The sequence below is a fragment of the uncultured Roseobacter sp. genome (assembly GCF_947495275.1).
In the GTDB taxonomy this organism is placed as follows: domain Bacteria; phylum Pseudomonadota; class Alphaproteobacteria; order Rhodobacterales; family Rhodobacteraceae; genus Roseobacter.
Window position 1 is genome coordinate 372,190 of record NZ_CANLYL010000002.1, and the last position, 15,192, is coordinate 387,381.

The following is a 15,192-nucleotide window of genomic DNA, read 5'->3' on the forward strand; positions in this document are numbered from 1 at the left end:
GTCACCTAAGCGGAAATGAAAATGTGAGCAGCCTGTCGCCGCGCTGAACTTCAATGCGCGCTTGGCCAGATGCGGCGATGGCATCATATGTCTTGCGATCTTCCTTCGGATTGCCAACCGACTTGCCGTTGACACTCCGCACCAGATCACCAGCCTGCAGTCCCGCGAGCCGAACGCCGCGGTTGTGTTTTTGGGCAATGCGGTAGCCATCCCCGACGGGTTCCAGCCCAATCGTGTCCAGAACGGCCTGCGGGTTCTTGCGTATCTTCTGACGCCAATAGGCGATGTATTCCTGCGTGGTTTCGGGAAGGCCCGTGCGGGACGTGCGATCTGCTACAACAGCGGCCGCCCGCAGGCGGTTGTTGATCGGCGTCTCGGCGGTGGCATTTCGGGTTTTTTCCCCCTCTGTTTCCTGGGTTTCTTCGAATGTCAGAATGATTTTCTTGGTTCTTGAACGGATAACGACGTGATCGGAGGCGACGGATTCAACGCGAAGCCCTTCGGAAATCGGGTCGCCTTCACGGAAAAGATCCTGAACGTCTGCCACCGAGATAAGTGCGGCGGAAGCTTCCGCTCTCGCCGACTTCAGAACACCATTCAATGTCAGATCAGGCAGCGCGTTGGTAGGCGCACCAAAGTCTGTTGTCGCCTCGGCTGCTGCCCGTCCAAAGGGGCGAAAGGCCAACAGCGCCGTCAGGTCGACCGTTGGGTCATCAGTGTCTGGTTGGTTGATGGAACGTTCTGGTTGTTCCAGCACCACAATACCCAGCGAATGTCGCACAACCGAAGGCGTCTGCCAGATCAGGGGCACGGCGACCAAAATACCAATTCCGAGTTGTCCCAGATGCCATGGATCAAATTTCATGATCCACCTGCTTTCCGGGTTTCGACAAATCCGGTCAGCAGCGCCGAAGCGGCGGTAAGTCCTCCTCCGCTTGCGGCCACGCGGATGTCCACGCGGGTCAAATCGGGGTCAGAGGTTGCGGATCTGTCGGTGTTAATTCGCCAAAGCCCACCCAGCGCGGTCACTTCTGCGGGCAAATCGACCATACCCAGTTCAAGCTCAACAAGCCGGTTTTCAGCGATCCAGAGCGCAGTTCTACGATCCGAAATCTGCCCGACGCGGGCGACATGCGACTGCGATATGGCCAACAAGAAGATCGATGCGGTCGACAGGATGCCAAGGGCAACAAGCGCTTCGATGAGGGTAAATCCAGCGTCCTGTGCACGTCGCATCCTGTCTAGTCTCCGCCTGCCAGAGCGATCCGCGCTGTGATCCCGTCAAAGGTCACAAGATGCGTCAAAGATCCCTGCTTCAATGTTACCTGCCATGGTGTCCGGGCCCTAGGCACCAGATACCGCGACACGGCAAAGACCACATCTTCATGGTCCTGCACCGAGATACGTAAGTTCTCTCCAAAAGGTTTCAGATCGTGCAGCGAAGCCGTGGGATGCTGCTGCCAGTCTTTTCCATCGGTAACCCAAAAGCTGTATCCATCCTGCCCCGCTTTCACACCGAAAGCCTGATCATGATCCATTGCGTATTGAACAGCCCGGGCAAGATCGGCCGACAATTTGAGCGCCATAAGCTCGGCAGAGTTGCCCCTTGACTTTGGCGCGATGGCCAAGGCGACGGCACCGGCCATCGCGCCGATCACAACAAGGGTGATAAGCATTTCGACCAGCGTGACTCCGGCGTCGTTCCGGCGGTTGCTCATCTTGATGAGAGCTTTGAGGGATGTCCGTCGAGCGCAATATCGGCTGCTGTCCCGTCACCACCCGGCACGCCATCTGCTCCGAGCGATACAAGGTCGAACGCGCCCGCTGACCCGGGCGATTGATACAGGTAGGCATTGCCCCATGGATCCTGTGGAAGTGTGGTGAGGTATCCGCCCTCGGGCCAATTCCGGGGAACGGGTGGGCTGACAGGGCGGTCGACCAAGGCAGACAAACCCTGTCCGGTGGTCGGATAGCTCCGATTGTCAAGGCGGTATAGCTCCAGCGCACTGGCAATGGAGCGCAGATCCGTTTGAGCAACACTGGCCCGCGCCTCATCGGGTCGGCCGATGACATTTGGGACGATGATGGCCGCAACAACGGAGATCATCACAAGTACTACCATCATCTCGATCAATGTGACGCCTGCATCTGTCGGGCGGTGGGTGCGCAGCTTGAGTGTGAGTTGGGTCATGAAACCATTTCCTTTCGAGTCTCGTAAGTCTGGGTACATAGACACGAAATGTCGCGATGAAAAGTATTTTATTGTGGAAAATCAAATGGTTACACAATGCGGTGACGGCTGCGCTATCACTGGGCGAAACCACGAGGGCCTGCCCTCGCGTGCTCTCGTCCCCGTGTTGCCAGGGCGTGGCATCCCGGGTGTTAGTGATGCGCTTGCCGCGCGGTTGAACGATGCCGCGCGTGAGGCCAATCGTCCGGCGCCGATTGTCCTGCCGACGGGGGCGGTCAGTCTTTTCAACGTGTTACTGCCACTGAAATCGCCCCGTCAGCGTCGCAAGGCGATGGCATTTGCGCTAAGCGGTCAGCTTTGCGAGCAAGCGGGAGGCGCGGAGCTGACACTGGGTCCGTCGTTCGAGGGCGACCATTACCTTGTAGCCTGTTGCGACGATGATGCGCTGGCGAGAGCCATCCCCAATGCTGAACTTCCGGGCGCTGCCTTGCCGGATGTGCTTGGTATTCCGCGACCCGAAACCGACGGCCATGCGTGGAACTTGTGGTGTGAGGCATCGGTAGTTTACGTCCGTGCAACGGATGCAACGGGCTTTGTTTGTCGCGCTGACGATTTTACAACGTTCTGGAAGGTGGGCGGTCAACCGGAACTTTTTTCGCTAACAGGCCCATTGGATTCAGGACCGGACGTCACCGATCTTTCGAGCAACCCGCCACCAGCGGACCCGAATGATCTGCAGATGGACTTGCGACGCGGAGCCTTCAAACATCGCAAAAGGGCGCCACGCCGTTTTGTCAGGTTTTCGGCAATAGCCCTGATCATTTGCGCTATCGGACAACTCACACTTTTGGCCGTGGAGGCGCGCGCACTGGCCGCAATTGCCGAGAAGCGGACCGCAATTGTGACCGCTGACCTCGCGGAGCGCGTACCGGATGCTTCTATAGGGCAACCGCTTTTTCAGATCGCGGCACGAATTTCGGAACAAATCGCACCCCAGAGACAGGATCGTTTCATGACACTATTGGCGCAGGTTTCGCGTGCTTTGGACGCTCAGGATGCTCAAGTCACTTTTCGCGAATTGCGCTACGGCGCGCAGGAAGACGTGCTGACACTACTTGTTCAGGGTCGCGAGTTCAGCTCTTTGCAAGCCTCTGAAGTCGCATTGAGCGATGCGGGTATGGAGGTCACGAGCGGCACGGCAACCGCGACTGAAAGCGGTGCTGAAATCCTCCTGCAGGTGAGGGATGCGTCGTGAAGCGCAGTCTGTCAGCACGGGAAATCCGGTTTCTATTGGCCGGTGTTCCACCAGTTTTGGCCTGGGCGATTTGGATCGCGTTGATCTCGCCCATGATCACGTTGAAAGCTGAAAGCCTGACACGCATCCAGAAAGCTGATGCAATAGCTGATATTCTGGCATCCAGCGACGGTACGGTCGTTACAAACACGCCCCGTCCCATTCAGGGCATCCTGACCCAAAGCGCCGAAGCGGCGAACCTTTTGATACGCCGATTGGAGCCGTCGGGGGCAGCCATGTCCGTGACCTTGGATGACGCGCCATTTGCGATTGTAATCGCTTGGCTGGCGTCTTTGACGCAAGAGGAAGGGCTGCGCATCAGCGCGGTCGAAATGGGAAGGCGCACGGCACCCGGGACGGTTTCGACACGGATCACACTGGAGCCTGCACGATGACCGGACAGCTCTCCTACGCCTTTGCCAGAGACCATGGGTTGCTTGTTCTGGAAGACGGCGAGACCTGTCTGATGACCGAGGCGACGTCCGTGGCAGCCTTGATTGAGGTGCAACGGCATCAATCTCGCCTGTTAAAGCTGCGCAAGGTTTCGGCGACCGTGTTGGCGGCACGTATGGAGACGATGTATCGCGACAATTCTCACGCCGCCGCTGGCGCCGCTCAGGCGGATGTGGGTGGTGGTGATCTCGCGGCGCTTGCCGATAGCGCAGCGGCTGTGGATGACTTGCTGGATCAACGCAACGACGCGCCGGTGGTGCGCTTGATCAATGCGCTCCTGCTTGAGGCAACCCGTGAAAAGGCCTCGGACGTGCATATTGAGGTCGAGGAGAAACGTCTTGTCGTGCGTTTCCGGATCGATGGTGTCATGCGCGATGTGCTTGAGCCCTCCCGGGCATTGGCGCCGTTGTTGTGTAGCCGGATCAAAGTGATGGGAAAGCTGGACATCTCCGAAAAACGTGTGCCCCAGGACGGCCGGGTCTCCCTGCGCGTTGGCAATTTTGAACTGGATGTACGTATCTCGACCTTACCTGCGCAATATGGCGAGCGAGTCGTTCTTCGACTGCTGGATCGGAGCCAGACCCGCGCGGGCCTGTCTGGTTTGGGGATGGGAGATACGGCGGGCGCTGCATTCAGGCGGATGCTGAAATCTCCTGACGGCATTGTCCTGGTGACCGGGCCAACCGGGTCGGGCAAGACTACCACGCTTTATGCCGCGTTGGATGCGCTCAATGATCGCCAACGCAACATCATGACCATCGAAGATCCTATCGAATACGCGCTTGCAGGCATCGGTCAGATGCAGGTGAACACGGCGACTGATCTCACATTCGCGCGGGGCTTGCGCGCGATTCTGCGACAGGACCCTGATGTAATCATGGTAGGTGAAATCAGGGACGGCGAGACCGCCCGGATCGCGGTGGAAAGCGCCATGACGGGGCATTTGGTCCTGTCAACGCTGCATACGAATACGGCGGTGGGCAGTATCAACCGGCTGGTTGATCTGGGGGTGCAGCGGTTCCTTCTGGCGCCGATGGTGCGGGGCGTAATTGCCCAGCGTCTTGTGCGACGAGTGTGCTCCGATTGCGCAGCGCCCGATACCATGACCGGCCACGAAGCAGAAGCTCTGGGAACGACGCGAAACGATATCGTGCAACGTGGGACCGGGTGTGCCTCCTGCGGCCAATCCGGCTACCGCGGTCGCGTCGCTCTCTATGAGGTGGTTGAAGCCACGCCCCGGCTCGAACGGGGCATCACCGACGGTTTGTCAGAGGCGGATCTGCAATTGATCGCACGCGAGTCCGCGCAAAGCCTTGTCGCGGATGGTCTTCAGAAAATCCGCGCCGGTCTGACCACGCCTCAAGAGGTCCTGCGTGTGACTTACGAAACTGCGGAGTGAGGCATGCCACGTTTCCAATATATTGCTGCAACGAATTCCGGGGAGACACAGCGGGGAAAGCTCGAAGCCGCCGACATACAGACAGCTACCAGCGTTTTACGCAGTCGGAATCTCATTCCGTTGGACGTCAAACAAACGGAATTAGCGGCTTTGCCGTCGATTGTGATCCGGAAATCAGTATCGCCGGGTGAACTGGCAATACTGACCCGACAATTGGCGACGTTGTTCGAAAGTGGCGTGCGAATTGATGACGCTTTGACGGCCATCGCCCGGCAATCCGGTGCCCGTGTCGCGGGCATGATTGACGGGCTGAAAACCGATATTGTCGAAGGTCAGAGCCTTGCCGCCGCATTGTCAAAGCATCCGAAAATATTTGACGCCTTTTATGTGTCATCCGTCCGGGCCGGAGAAGCGGCGGGTAAACTGGGTGCGGTGATGGGCCATCTGGCCGACCATGTGGAGAGCAGGTCACGAAATAAAAACAGTATTCAACTGGCGCTTATTTACCCGGCAATCCTGGCGGTTGTTTCTTTGGCCGTCGTCATTGCGCTATTGGTTTTCGTTGTGCCGGACATCGTGCGTGTTTTCACAAGCCGGGGCGCGGATTTGCCGGGCCTGACGCTCGTTCTGATCGCGCTGAGCGACGGTATTTTGATCTGGTGGCCTCACCTCATTGCAGGGCTGCTTGCTGCGGCTTTCGCAATCTGGCGCGCGCTTCAGGTACCGAGGCTGCACATGACGTGGCATCGCATCTCGTTGCGAACCAGACTTGTCCGGCAAATCGCGGCAACACAGTTTGCCGGCACGCTCGCAACTCTTACGCAAAGCGGCGTCAGCCTGGACGATGCCTTGGCAGCTGCGAGCGGTACGGTGAGCAACCTCGCCTATCGTGCCACGCTGACAGAAGTATCGAATGCCGTGCGCGACGGGGCGGCCTTGTCGCAAGCCTTGTCCAGCCACGGTATCTTTTCGCCAATGATGATTACCATGGTGGCAAGCGGCGAAGCAGGAGGCTCGTTGCCGCTTTCCCTTGCTCGATACGCTCAAGACACTGCCCTCTCGCTCAATGCGATCGTCAAGGCGCTGGTCGGTCTTGTTGAACCTCTGGTGCTGCTGGTCATGGGTGGGATCGTGATGTTGCTGGTGCTGGCCATCCTCCTGCCCATCGTGAACCTCAACAATCTGGTGGTCTGACCGGGCCAGAAAACGAAAGGAATCCTTGGAATGCATACATTTACGCGGCGAAAATTGCTTGGTTGTCTGGCCGCGACAGGAAGTCTACCTTTGCTTAGTGCCTGTGTGGCACCTTCTCAAAGCCGCGCACCGATCCCGACAGAGCCCGCCCGTACGGCCATGCTGCTTCCCCTCACTGGGCCAAAGGCCAGACTGGGGCAGTCCATGGCCAAGGCGGTCTGGCTTGTCGAGGATCGCAGCGGCTTGCGGCAACGTGTCGAGATTTTTGACACCGGGCCATCGCCCGCAGGTGCTGCCGCAGCCGCAAGATTGGCTGACGGCGCGGGCGCAGAGGTCATCGTAGGTCCGTTGTTCTCTGACCATACTGAGTCCGTGATGAAAACCAAACCGCGGGCGCAGGTCATCTCACTTTCCAATGATGATCGTCTGACAGAAACCGGAGCCTGGGTGTTTGGTGTGACACCGGCGCATTCGGCAGAGGCGGCGGTTGCCTTTACCAAGCAAAAGGGATTTGGCAGCATGGCCATGCTCCAGCCTGGTGGGGCGTTCGGCGTGCGGTCGGCTGAAGCCTTGGCACGTGCCGCCCGCGCGCAACGTGTCAAACTGATGCCGCCCATTCAGAGCGCAAACCCAGGTGATTTTAACCGGCGTCTGAAAGCAAACGGCGATGGCGTAGCGGCTGACAGCATTTACATACCGGCCGCTGACGCAGAGGGCCTGAAGCTTGCGCGGATGGCCAGTAGTGCCGGCAAGGCGGTGATCGGCTCGCTGCAATGGGCAGATGTGCCGCCGGATACTCTTGGGGATATCAAATCCATGAGCTTCACCGGCCCCGATCCAACTCTCTTTGGACGCCTTTCCTCCAGTTATCAAAATGAGCTGGGAGAAGAAATGGGGATCATTTCCGGGTTGGCCGTTGATGCCGTCATGCTTGCATTTGGCCTGCCAAGAGATCGGCGGGGTCAGATACAGTTGGCCGTTAATGCGCCCGTCGAAGGGCTTCTGGGCCAATGCTCATTCCGCAAAGATCGAACCTGCATGCGTAAACTGGCCATTCTGCAGGTCAGCAACGGTCGGATCGTCAAGGTCGGATGACAACGCGGGCTGGGCAGTCGGGTGTGACATTGATCGAGATGCTTGTCGCGCTTTCCGTTTTTTCGTTGATCGGTCTGGCAAGCTTTAATGTGCTTGATGCCATTGTGCGCACAGATCGACAGACGGATGGCCGCCTGGAGGCAGTTGCTCAATTGGATTTGGCGCTTCGTATATTCGAGGCGGATGTTCTGCGATCACAAGGCCTTTCTGTACTCGAAGAGGATCGGATCACGCTGGTTTCATCAGCGGACCGTATCACGTACTTCTCATCTCAGAAGGGGCTGCGCCGCAGGATCGAGCGTTCCGAACAGCCGGCCCTTGTCCAACAGGTTCTGGTATATCCAGCGCGCGCGTTCTGGAGCGTAACAGACGTTGGTGAAATTCAGGCGGTTGAAATCAACCTTTTACCAGAGGGCGATACCACCCACGCGATCCGCAGATTGGTGCCGCTGTCGTCCATCCCTCGTTGGCCAGAATGATCCCGCAGAGGTCCGACGATGGCGTTGCCCTGATCAACGTGCTTCTGGTCATAGCGATTTCCGCGGCACTCGTGCAGACGATGCTGACCTCGCAGGAAACGGCTATCAGGGACGTTCGGCAGGCCACGGACCGCGCGCAGGCATATGCGCTGGCCAAAGGTGGGGTTGCCTCCTTGCGAACCGCTCTGAGGCGCGATCTGATGACTGCCCCGGAGAGTGATCACCTGCGAGAGCCATGGGCGCTGGTGGCCCAGCAGGAAACCGCATTTGACTTTGGATCGTATTCGGTTTCCGTGACCGATGCGCAAGGACGGTTCGATATCAACAGCCTCACAGGCAACGCCCTTACCCAAAGACGTGTGTTCGATCAGTTGCTGGGAGCGCTGGATCTCCCTCGGGAGTTGGGAGCGGAGATTGTCGATGTCGTGGCTCGAAAGGGGCCGCTGCCGTCTGTTGACGCGTTGATGATGTATGGGATCAGCGATAATTCGGTTGCCGTGCTCGCCCCCCATGTGACGACGTTGCTGCAACCGGCTACGATCAATTTAAACACCGCCTCGGAACCCGTGCTTGAAGCGGTCTTTGCCAACGCAATTGTTGCCCGTAGCTTAGGCGCACGTCGGGCGTCGCAGGGTTTTCTGATCCGTGCCGATCTTTCTGATCTGGGGGTGGTGCAACCAGCACTCGCAGGCTGGCAATCTCACAACTATGATATCTCGGTGACAGCAACTGTCGGAGATGTAACGATGACCTATGATCGTCGGGTGCTGCGCGACCCCAAGTCGGGGCGGGTGATCGATCTGCCTTCTGAGCAATCGCCAAAGAAGTAGGCGCCGCAGGATTCTCCCGCGACGCCTGATGGTTAACACAGTCTTGCCTTAACTCAGAATTCGAACGGTTCTGCTGTGCGGTTCAGCGTTAGTGTCGCGATATCGACATTGATGGGTGTGTCGTTGCGACCCTGATTAAACGCCGTCTGAAAATCGCCCCCAAGGGCGGCGAGTGCGGCTGCAAGGCCAGTCTGGCCCCCGACAGCGTCATCACCGGAACATGCAGCCAGAAGGACGGCTATCAGCGCGAAACAGCCTGCTCTTACATAGGGAGTATTCATCGGGATTTCCTCTCTTTTATCAGGATCAATTAGGCGATCCTGGGATTGGCGAGTTCAGGTATGGGAAGCGGTTTTGCAATTCAGTGGCAGCAATGGGCGCGCCATCGGTAAAGGCCTCGGCGCCGACAGGCGCGTCAGCTTCCGCACAAAGCCCGAGGTTGATCAAATCGCTTGCCTCATCCTCGACCGCCCCGTCGATGCCCAGCTCTGCACCCAAAGGCACAGGATGGCAGAGCGCGCCCATGGCGACCCGCAACGTGACATCAATGATGTCATCGCCCGGGCGACGCCCGTTGGGGAAACCTGCAAGATCCTCGCCGACGACACCCAGCGTATGCTGGTTGGCCCGCGGCGTTGGCACGATCGCGGTATTCAGACGCAACATCTCTGCCTGCTGCACATTCGCGGGCTGGTTCAGGCCAGGAAAGCCGGTCAGGAAAGTCGTGACAAGATCCTGCCGCGGGAAGTTCGAGGGCGCGATGTTATCTGTCGCGCCCAGATCACCCCGGAACAACAGATCGACCAGCGCAGGGAAGGAAGGGTTGGTCACATATGTCGCAAGCTCAACGTCATCAATCGGCTCCGATCCATTGAAGCGATCCTTGTCGGGAATGCCGATGACGACCTCGTTGATCAGAGGTGTAGAGATACGGGACTGTTGTACCCACGCGCCGCCAATCTTCGAGGTTGCCTCATAGCCCGGTGTGGCATCTTCCAGTTCGGCCTGGGCAAGGCTCGAAGTGGTCCAGCCGCCAATCACCGTCTCATCCCCAGAGGTCAGGCAGGAAATCGGCATTTCCAGCGCGATGGTCGATACGTTGACCTTGCCGAAGACGTCATCATTGGCACGGCTCTGCGTGATACCACCAACCTGACCGCCACCATCGCCCGCTCCGGGCGCGCTGTCGCCTTCGATGGGCACAAGGTTGATAAGGTCGAATACCTCGCCGAGGTTCAGGGCAAACGCATCTGAACGCTGACCGACAAAGACCCGACCGGGTGTGTCGCAGCCGGGTACATCAACATCGTAGATGAACTGATCGGCGTAACCGTCATAGTCGGGCAGGGTTTTCAGGCCGACGTGATCGAGTGGCTTTGTGAAGGAAGTATCGCTCGAACCGGAACGGGTCACGGCGTTACGGTTGCCACTCCGGCGGTCGCCCGTAACCAAAGTAATGCCATAGCTCTCGGATTCGTTCAGCAGAGACTGATCGTTGGGCAGAATGCTTCCTGCGTATTTCAGCGGAATGGCCACACGTTCACCGTTGATGTCCAGGCCAATGCCCGCGCCGCCGTTTGCCAATTGGTTGTCGAACTCAAACTGGAATGTCAGATCCTCGATGGCGTCGCCGTCGTTGTCGATGTGGATCTCATAAAGCGCGTCTGCATCCATCGTATAGTAGCTCGGTCCGCCGTAATTGACCTGCAAGGGTTGGTAGTTGGCCAGGAAGGTCACGTAGTCTTCGCGCCCGGGCTCGTAGCTGCGAAAGATGTAGAAATCTGTGCCATCCACTTTGGGATGCTCGGTAATGGCAGGTGCCTCACGATGAGACGACGCGGTGACCGGCGCTGCAGCGGCCATGATGGCTGCGGCAAGCAAGCTGCTCATGGCAAGGGGTCGGTTGGTTTTCATTTTCGTTCCTCACGTTTCAGTTCCACGCAAAGCGTCTCCGTTGGCAAAAGAAGCATCTTTTGCCTGGGCTTTGCGCGACAGCGGTTTGAGTCCGGTCGCGGGTTTCCGCTGAGGGATTGTTCAAGCTGTAATCACTAAAACGGCAGGCTTTGAGAATTAGTTTCAGCCCGCGCAACAAATTCAGGGCACGTCACGTATTGCTAGTTAGATGAGGCCATTCGTTGGAAAAGAAGACGTATATGCCATATGAATCCTTTCCGATCACCGTCACAATCTGGCTGGCAATGATGCTGCTCTGGATCAGCGTCTGGGATATAAATCACATGCGAATTCCAAATATTGCCAATGGTTTGCTGGTGATCTCGGGTCTCATTGTCTCGGCGATTTACGCATCCGGTTGGCCTGTGCAACACCTATTCGGGGTCGTCTCAGGCTATCTGGTTTTTGCGGTTGTCGGAGAGATATATTTCCGGCGGACGGGCACCGACGGCTTAGGTCTTGGAGACGCCAAACTGCTCGCAGGGGCAGGGGCGTGGCTGGGGTGGGCAGCGCTGCCCGGGCTGGTCGCCTTGGCAGCAGTATCGGCACTTTGCTATGCGATGATCCTGAAGCGACAAAAACTGGCCTTCGGTCCGTGGTTGTCGGCCAGTTTCTTGCTCAATTGGGTACAGCAGACCCATATCTAGGCGCTGATCAAAACCAGGCATCCGTTTGGCATCGTGATTTCATGATGTTCGGTCCCTGGCATTGAGCACTGTGCGTCTCCTGCCGTGAAGAGCTTGCCGTTCATCCAGAATTCACCCTCGATAATAAACAGATGCTCGGAGCGATCATGGATATGTGGTTTGATCCGCGCGCCGGGAAGGCAGCGCAACAGATACATACACCGTCCGCTCTGGGGATCACGCGTGAGGATTTTTTTCCAGATCAGGTCCGACCGTTTGGTCCACTCCCCCTCATCGGCTCGCTGTACCTGCGTTGCGGCCTTCGGTTCAGCGTCGAGTTCACGTTCAATGGCCGCAAACAAATCGGACGGTGGCGTAGCGGACGGGAGAGATTGAGCCAATGGTGCCAACTGCGCGAGCGTTTCGTCAGCCCCTTTGCCCAATTGTGGCATGGTGCCCGGAATGGCGGGGATCGTGTCGAGATTACTAACCATTTTATCCTGTGAACGCATTGTATTGTCGGTATCCTGTTTCATTCCATTGCCTCGCGCAGAGCAGCCAATCCGCGTCTGACCCAGCTTTTCGCGGTGCCGACGGGAATATCCAGTACACCCGCGAGCTCGATGTAGGTGTAACCCTGAAAATAGCAAAGCATCAGCGCCTTGCGATGGTCGGGACGCAGGTCCGCAAGAAGGCGCCGGATCACCAGGCTGTCGAGCGTGTGGCTTGCCGGGTCATCAAGGTCGGAGAACTCCGGGACGTCATCTGTGAACTCCACAAAACCACGCGTACGCTCGGACCTTAGCCTGTCGATTGCGCAGTTTCGGGCGATTGTGCCGATCCAGGAAAGCGGGTTGCCGCTGTCCGGGCGATACTGGTGTGATCTTTTCCAGATGCGCACGAACGCCTCTTGCGCGACGTCTCTGGCCAGATCGCGATCTCTCATAATGGCAAGGATCACGCCGAATACATAGCGCGAACTCAAGTCATAAAATCGGCGAAATGCGGCTCGATCACCCTCGGCGCAGGCCGCAAGCAAATGCGCCAGTTGTCGGCATTGTTCTGTGGCGGCCATAGGCTTGGTTTCGCTTTTCTTCGATTCCGATGCGGGCACCAGTCTGGTCACTCCCACGGCAGTCTCCCCGTTCTGTTGGCATCTAGCAAGGACGGGAGCCGTGGGTCAAAAGTTGCAGGCCATCAGAATTTTTTCACCAGAATGCGTTCTTGACGGCTGCGCATACGGTTCAGTTTTGCCGCGCAGAGAGGGTTTTTCGTTTTTGTGACCACTAGTTAGAGCGATGGTCAGATGAGAGTGATCTTGGCACCTGGCCGCGACAAATGCATGCAAGGCCGCGCCGCGCAGGGTAACCACGCCCAACGACAGCCAGGCTTCGTCTGCTTCCGAACGGATGCTTATTTCTAAACCGTCGCGACTGTTTCCTGAAATACCCAGAGCGATCAAAGCGCCGAAGGCAAAGGCCAGGAACAATGGCAGCGTCGCGCACCACTTTTCCACTGATCTTGCGGGCTGCGCTTGGCTCGTATCGAGTTCTGCTTCAATTCCTTCCAGAAGCCCATGTTGAGGGCAGTTCAAATCCAGCGACTCTGTCAGCGGTACCAGCAGCCGCAAATCAGCCTCCGCGGGCTCCGTTCTCTGATCTTCCCGCTGGCGCCGCAGCAATGATGAGATGTGAGTTTTGAATGCCATGTTTCGCGACGGGGTTATGCGTTTTCGGTTTGTATTAGAATATGACGGACGGACCTCGCAGACGGATGCAAGTAACATGGGGGAAATCGTCAGGTCCCCCGACTGCGATGAGCCACTTGGCGGTCTTGAAACTTAAACAAAACTAATTTTGGCGGCCTAAAAGGTGATGGCCCAAGCCGCGGGTGGGGATCGCCTTGCGCTTTTACGTCAGCCCGACATCTCAGCAGAGAGAAAGGCTTCCGGATCGTCCACTTCAATCAGTCGTTTCTGCTCGATCTGCCAATAGCGGGTGCCCACGTTGCGCAGGAAACTCCGGTCGTGGCTGACCACCAGGCAGGATGCACCGTGGCTGGTTAGCTCTTCCTCCAATGCTTCCTGTCCTTCGATGTCCAGATGGTTTGTCGGTTCGTCGAGCAGATAGAAATTGGGGTTTTGCAACCGTAACACCAGCATCGCCAGTCGCGATTTCTGGCCACCTGATAACGCTGCTATCCTGGTGTCCTGCATCTGAATGTTGACGCCGGCCCCGGCTAACAACCCGCGTGCGCGCTGGTCACCAACATCGAATTGGCCCGCCACGGCGCTCATGGGCGTGCCCGCATCGTCCAGCTGGCTGAGGTGCTGATCAGAATATCCCAGAACAACGCTCGGCGCACAGCGTATCGCGGGCTCTTTTCCCAATAGTGCCCGGTGGATCATTTTGACGAATTGGGTCTTTCCCGTTCCGTTGGTGCCCAGCAAAACGACCCGGTCACCCTGGTTGATCCACTTTGTCCCCGTGCGAAACAGGTCGCGCTGATCCGGAACTGTCACACGGACGTCGGGCAGTGTGATCAGTGATTTCGCGTGTGTGCCGCTGTTGGCCAGTTTGATGTTCCCGGCACCTCTTTCGTGATGGGCGGGTTTGGCGGCTGCTTCGATCTTGGCGGCGCGGTCACTCAACTGCTTGGTCTTGGTGATCAGCAAGTCAGAGCCGGAATTGATCCCGATGTTCTTTAGCTTGGCCGCTTGCTTGCGTAACTGGCTGGCCTTGTTCAGGTCATTGGCAAAGCGACGTTCGTCGGCGGCGTCAGCCTCTTCCAGCGCGGCTCTGGCCTTGGTGAAGGCCAATGGAAATATGCGGCTGCGATCCGCGCGCAAAAACAATGTCCGATTGGTGGTTGCGTCCAGGAAGGCCCGGTCATGGCTGATGGTAACGACGGGCGTGTCGCGGGGTAGAGCACCGAGCCAGTTTTGCAGCAGTCCGATCCTGTGCAGGTCAAGATGGTTGGTCGGTTCATCAAGCAACAGAATATCTGGTTCGGTGATCCACGCTGCCGCCAGCAGGGCCGTGCGTTGCCATCCTCCGCTCAGATGAACAAGGTGTTCTTGCTGTAGCGTGATCGGAACCATGAGGTCATCCAAGACCACATCGACCCGCCAGCTTTCATAGTCTGCTTGCTCCTGGGGGAGCGCTGACAAAACCCAGTTGTAGAAGGATTTTGTCAAAGCTTGCGCGGGAACATCCTGCTTCACATGTCCGACACGCAAGCCTCGGGCGCGGGTGATGTCACCCGTTGTGGGTTCGAAACTGCCTGCCAGGCAGCCCAACAAAGTGGACTTTCCCCGCCCATTGGCGGCAACCAGACCGATGCGGTCGCCCTTGGAAATCGTAAATGTGAGATTGTCGAATAGCGGATCACCCAAGGTCACCCCAAGGGATTGAACATTGATTAAGGTCATAGTGGTCTCTGCACATATATATGTTGCCGCGCTGTGCGGCGGAATGGGCAGACCGGTAAGTGGTCAGCCCTGCAAACGGATCTGCAGGGCAGTACGGGGACCATGCTGAAGTCGGCGGATGATACGCATGCTCAGCTTTTGCCCTCCCGTTGTGAGTGTTTGACCTTCGCTTTGAAATTTAAGCGGGTGCAGCGGGTTGGTCAAGCCTCTGATCCGAGCATAGCAAAGGAGGCAATCGATGCTATCGA

Annotated in this window: 18 protein-coding genes; 8 read left to right on the plus strand and 10 right to left on the minus strand. The window is 57.6% G+C overall.

What is annotated here, in order from left to right; all coding sequences use genetic code 11:
- Position 1: 1 nt before the first annotated feature.
- From Q0802_RS05060 to gspG, 4 genes are read right to left on the minus strand one after another with little or no spacing between them, the layout of a single operon-like run.
- A complete protein-coding gene (locus Q0802_RS05060; RefSeq protein WP_298914502.1) occupies positions 2-865 on the minus strand; it encodes a type II secretion system protein N in 864 nt (287 codons plus the stop codon).
- The gene (gene gspI, locus Q0802_RS05065) at positions 862-1,236 is read right to left on the minus strand and encodes a type II secretion system minor pseudopilin GspI (protein WP_298914505.1); all 375 of its coding nucleotides are present in this window, start codon (positions 1,234-1,236) and stop codon (positions 862-864) included. Before gspI ends, Q0802_RS05060 begins: the two co-directional genes overlap by 4 nt.
- Positions 1,237-1,241: 5 nt before the next feature.
- The gene (locus Q0802_RS05070; RefSeq protein ID WP_298914508.1) at positions 1,242-1,718 is read right to left on the minus strand and encodes a prepilin-type N-terminal cleavage/methylation domain-containing protein; all 477 of its coding nucleotides are present in this window, start codon (positions 1,716-1,718) and stop codon (positions 1,242-1,244) included.
- Entirely contained in the window at positions 1,715-2,191 is a 477-nt protein-coding gene (gspG, locus tag Q0802_RS05075) for a type II secretion system major pseudopilin GspG (RefSeq protein ID WP_298914512.1), read from the minus strand. Before gspG ends, Q0802_RS05070 begins: the two co-directional genes overlap by 4 nt.
- Positions 2,192-2,276: 85 nt before the next feature.
- Here gspG and gspL point away from each other — a divergent pair, with 85 nt between their 5' ends.
- Genes gspL through Q0802_RS05110 form a run of 7 tightly spaced genes read left to right on the plus strand, consistent with a single transcriptional unit; the run spans position 2,277 to position 8,935 of the window.
- Positions 2,277-3,446 (plus strand): type II secretion system protein GspL, encoded by a 1,170-nt coding sequence (gspL, locus tag Q0802_RS05080; RefSeq protein WP_298914515.1) that lies wholly within the window; start codon positions 2,277-2,279, stop codon positions 3,444-3,446.
- Complete coding sequence (gspM, locus tag Q0802_RS05085; protein WP_298914518.1) at positions 3,443-3,880, plus strand: type II secretion system protein GspM; 438 nt, start codon at positions 3,443-3,445, stop codon at positions 3,878-3,880. Before gspL ends, gspM begins: the two co-directional genes overlap by 4 nt.
- Positions 3,877-5,337 carry an ATPase, T2SS/T4P/T4SS family gene (locus Q0802_RS05090; RefSeq protein WP_298914520.1) on the plus strand — a complete coding sequence of 487 codons (1,461 nt, stop codon included), beginning with the start codon at positions 3,877-3,879 and terminating at the stop codon, positions 5,335-5,337. Before gspM ends, Q0802_RS05090 begins: the two co-directional genes overlap by 4 nt.
- Positions 5,338-5,340: 3 nt before the next feature.
- Positions 5,341-6,531, plus strand: coding sequence for a type II secretion system F family protein (locus Q0802_RS05095; RefSeq protein ID WP_298914523.1), 1,191 nt, complete (start codon positions 5,341-5,343; stop codon positions 6,529-6,531).
- A 30-nt stretch (positions 6,532-6,561) separates the two neighbouring features.
- Positions 6,562-7,626 (plus strand): penicillin-binding protein activator, encoded by a 1,065-nt coding sequence (locus tag Q0802_RS05100; protein WP_298914525.1) that lies wholly within the window; start codon positions 6,562-6,564, stop codon positions 7,624-7,626.
- The gene (locus Q0802_RS05105) at positions 7,623-8,105 is read left to right on the plus strand and encodes a prepilin-type N-terminal cleavage/methylation domain-containing protein (protein WP_298914528.1); all 483 of its coding nucleotides are present in this window, start codon (positions 7,623-7,625) and stop codon (positions 8,103-8,105) included. Before Q0802_RS05100 ends, Q0802_RS05105 begins: the two co-directional genes overlap by 4 nt.
- On the plus strand, positions 8,102-8,935 hold the full coding sequence (locus tag Q0802_RS05110; RefSeq protein ID WP_298914532.1) for a type II secretion system protein GspK: 834 nt from the start codon (positions 8,102-8,104) through the stop codon (positions 8,933-8,935). The genes Q0802_RS05105 and Q0802_RS05110 overlap by 4 nt, the downstream gene beginning before the upstream one ends.
- A 53-nt stretch (positions 8,936-8,988) precedes the next feature.
- On the opposite strand, the gene Q0802_RS05115 is transcribed toward Q0802_RS05110, so the two are convergent.
- Positions 8,989-9,216, minus strand: a complete 228-nt coding sequence (locus tag Q0802_RS05115) for a hypothetical protein (protein ID WP_298914535.1) — start codon at positions 9,214-9,216, stop codon at positions 8,989-8,991.
- Between the two features lie 25 nt (positions 9,217-9,241).
- Positions 9,242-10,849, minus strand: a complete 1,608-nt coding sequence (locus Q0802_RS05120) for a DUF4331 domain-containing protein (protein ID WP_298914537.1) — start codon at positions 10,847-10,849, stop codon at positions 9,242-9,244.
- Between the two features lie 239 nt (positions 10,850-11,088).
- Between Q0802_RS05120 and Q0802_RS05125 the strand changes: the two genes are divergently transcribed.
- Entirely contained in the window at positions 11,089-11,535 is a 447-nt protein-coding gene (locus Q0802_RS05125; protein WP_298914540.1) for an A24 family peptidase, read from the plus strand.
- On the opposite strand, the gene Q0802_RS05130 is transcribed toward Q0802_RS05125, so the two are convergent.
- From Q0802_RS05130 to Q0802_RS05145, 4 genes are all read right to left on the minus strand, one after another.
- Complete coding sequence (locus Q0802_RS05130; RefSeq protein WP_298914543.1) at positions 11,532-12,050, minus strand: cupin domain-containing protein; 519 nt, start codon at positions 12,048-12,050, stop codon at positions 11,532-11,534. The two genes, Q0802_RS05125 and Q0802_RS05130, sit on opposite strands and share 4 nt — an antisense overlap.
- Complete coding sequence (locus tag Q0802_RS05135; RefSeq protein ID WP_298914546.1) at positions 12,047-12,646, minus strand: RNA polymerase sigma factor; 600 nt, start codon at positions 12,644-12,646, stop codon at positions 12,047-12,049. Before Q0802_RS05135 ends, Q0802_RS05130 begins: the two co-directional genes overlap by 4 nt.
- Before the next feature lie 48 nt (positions 12,647-12,694).
- The gene (locus tag Q0802_RS05140) at positions 12,695-13,144 is read right to left on the minus strand and encodes a hypothetical protein (protein WP_298914549.1); all 450 of its coding nucleotides are present in this window, start codon (positions 13,142-13,144) and stop codon (positions 12,695-12,697) included.
- Between the two features lie 285 nt (positions 13,145-13,429).
- On the minus strand, positions 13,430-14,944 hold the full coding sequence (locus tag Q0802_RS05145) for an ABC-F family ATP-binding cassette domain-containing protein (protein WP_298914554.1): 1,515 nt from the start codon (positions 14,942-14,944) through the stop codon (positions 13,430-13,432).
- Between the last annotated feature and the right edge of the window lie 248 nt (positions 14,945-15,192).

Coding starts and splice junctions, on each gene's coding strand:
- Q0802_RS05060 (WP_298914502.1), bottom strand. CDS start 865: ATGAAATTTGATCCATGGCATCTGGGACAACTCGGAATTGGTATTTTG.
- gspI (WP_298914505.1), bottom strand. CDS start 1,236: ATGCGACGTGCACAGGACGCTGGATTTACCCTCATCGAAGCGCTTGTT.
- Q0802_RS05070 (WP_298914508.1), bottom strand. CDS start 1,718: ATGAGCAACCGCCGGAACGACGCCGGAGTCACGCTGGTCGAAATGCTT.
- gspG (WP_298914512.1), bottom strand. CDS start 2,191: ATGACCCAACTCACACTCAAGCTGCGCACCCACCGCCCGACAGATGCA.
- gspL (WP_298914515.1), top strand. CDS start 2,277: ATGGTTACACAATGCGGTGACGGCTGCGCTATCACTGGGCGAAACCAC.
- Q0802_RS05090 (WP_298914520.1), top strand. CDS start 3,877: ATGACCGGACAGCTCTCCTACGCCTTTGCCAGAGACCATGGGTTGCTT.
- Q0802_RS05095 (WP_298914523.1), top strand. CDS start 5,341: ATGCCACGTTTCCAATATATTGCTGCAACGAATTCCGGGGAGACACAG.
- Q0802_RS05100 (WP_298914525.1), top strand. CDS start 6,562: ATGCATACATTTACGCGGCGAAAATTGCTTGGTTGTCTGGCCGCGACA.
- Q0802_RS05105 (WP_298914528.1), top strand. CDS start 7,623: ATGACAACGCGGGCTGGGCAGTCGGGTGTGACATTGATCGAGATGCTT.
- Q0802_RS05110 (WP_298914532.1), top strand. CDS start 8,102: ATGATCCCGCAGAGGTCCGACGATGGCGTTGCCCTGATCAACGTGCTT.
- Q0802_RS05115 (WP_298914535.1), bottom strand. CDS start 9,216: ATGAATACTCCCTATGTAAGAGCAGGCTGTTTCGCGCTGATAGCCGTC.
- Q0802_RS05120 (WP_298914537.1), bottom strand. CDS start 10,849: ATGAAAACCAACCGACCCCTTGCCATGAGCAGCTTGCTTGCCGCAGCC.
- Q0802_RS05125 (WP_298914540.1), top strand. CDS start 11,089: ATGCCATATGAATCCTTTCCGATCACCGTCACAATCTGGCTGGCAATG.
- Q0802_RS05130 (WP_298914543.1), bottom strand. CDS start 12,050: ATGAAACAGGATACCGACAATACAATGCGTTCACAGGATAAAATGGTT.
- Q0802_RS05145 (WP_298914554.1), bottom strand. CDS start 14,944: ATGACCTTAATCAATGTTCAATCCCTTGGGGTGACCTTGGGTGATCCG.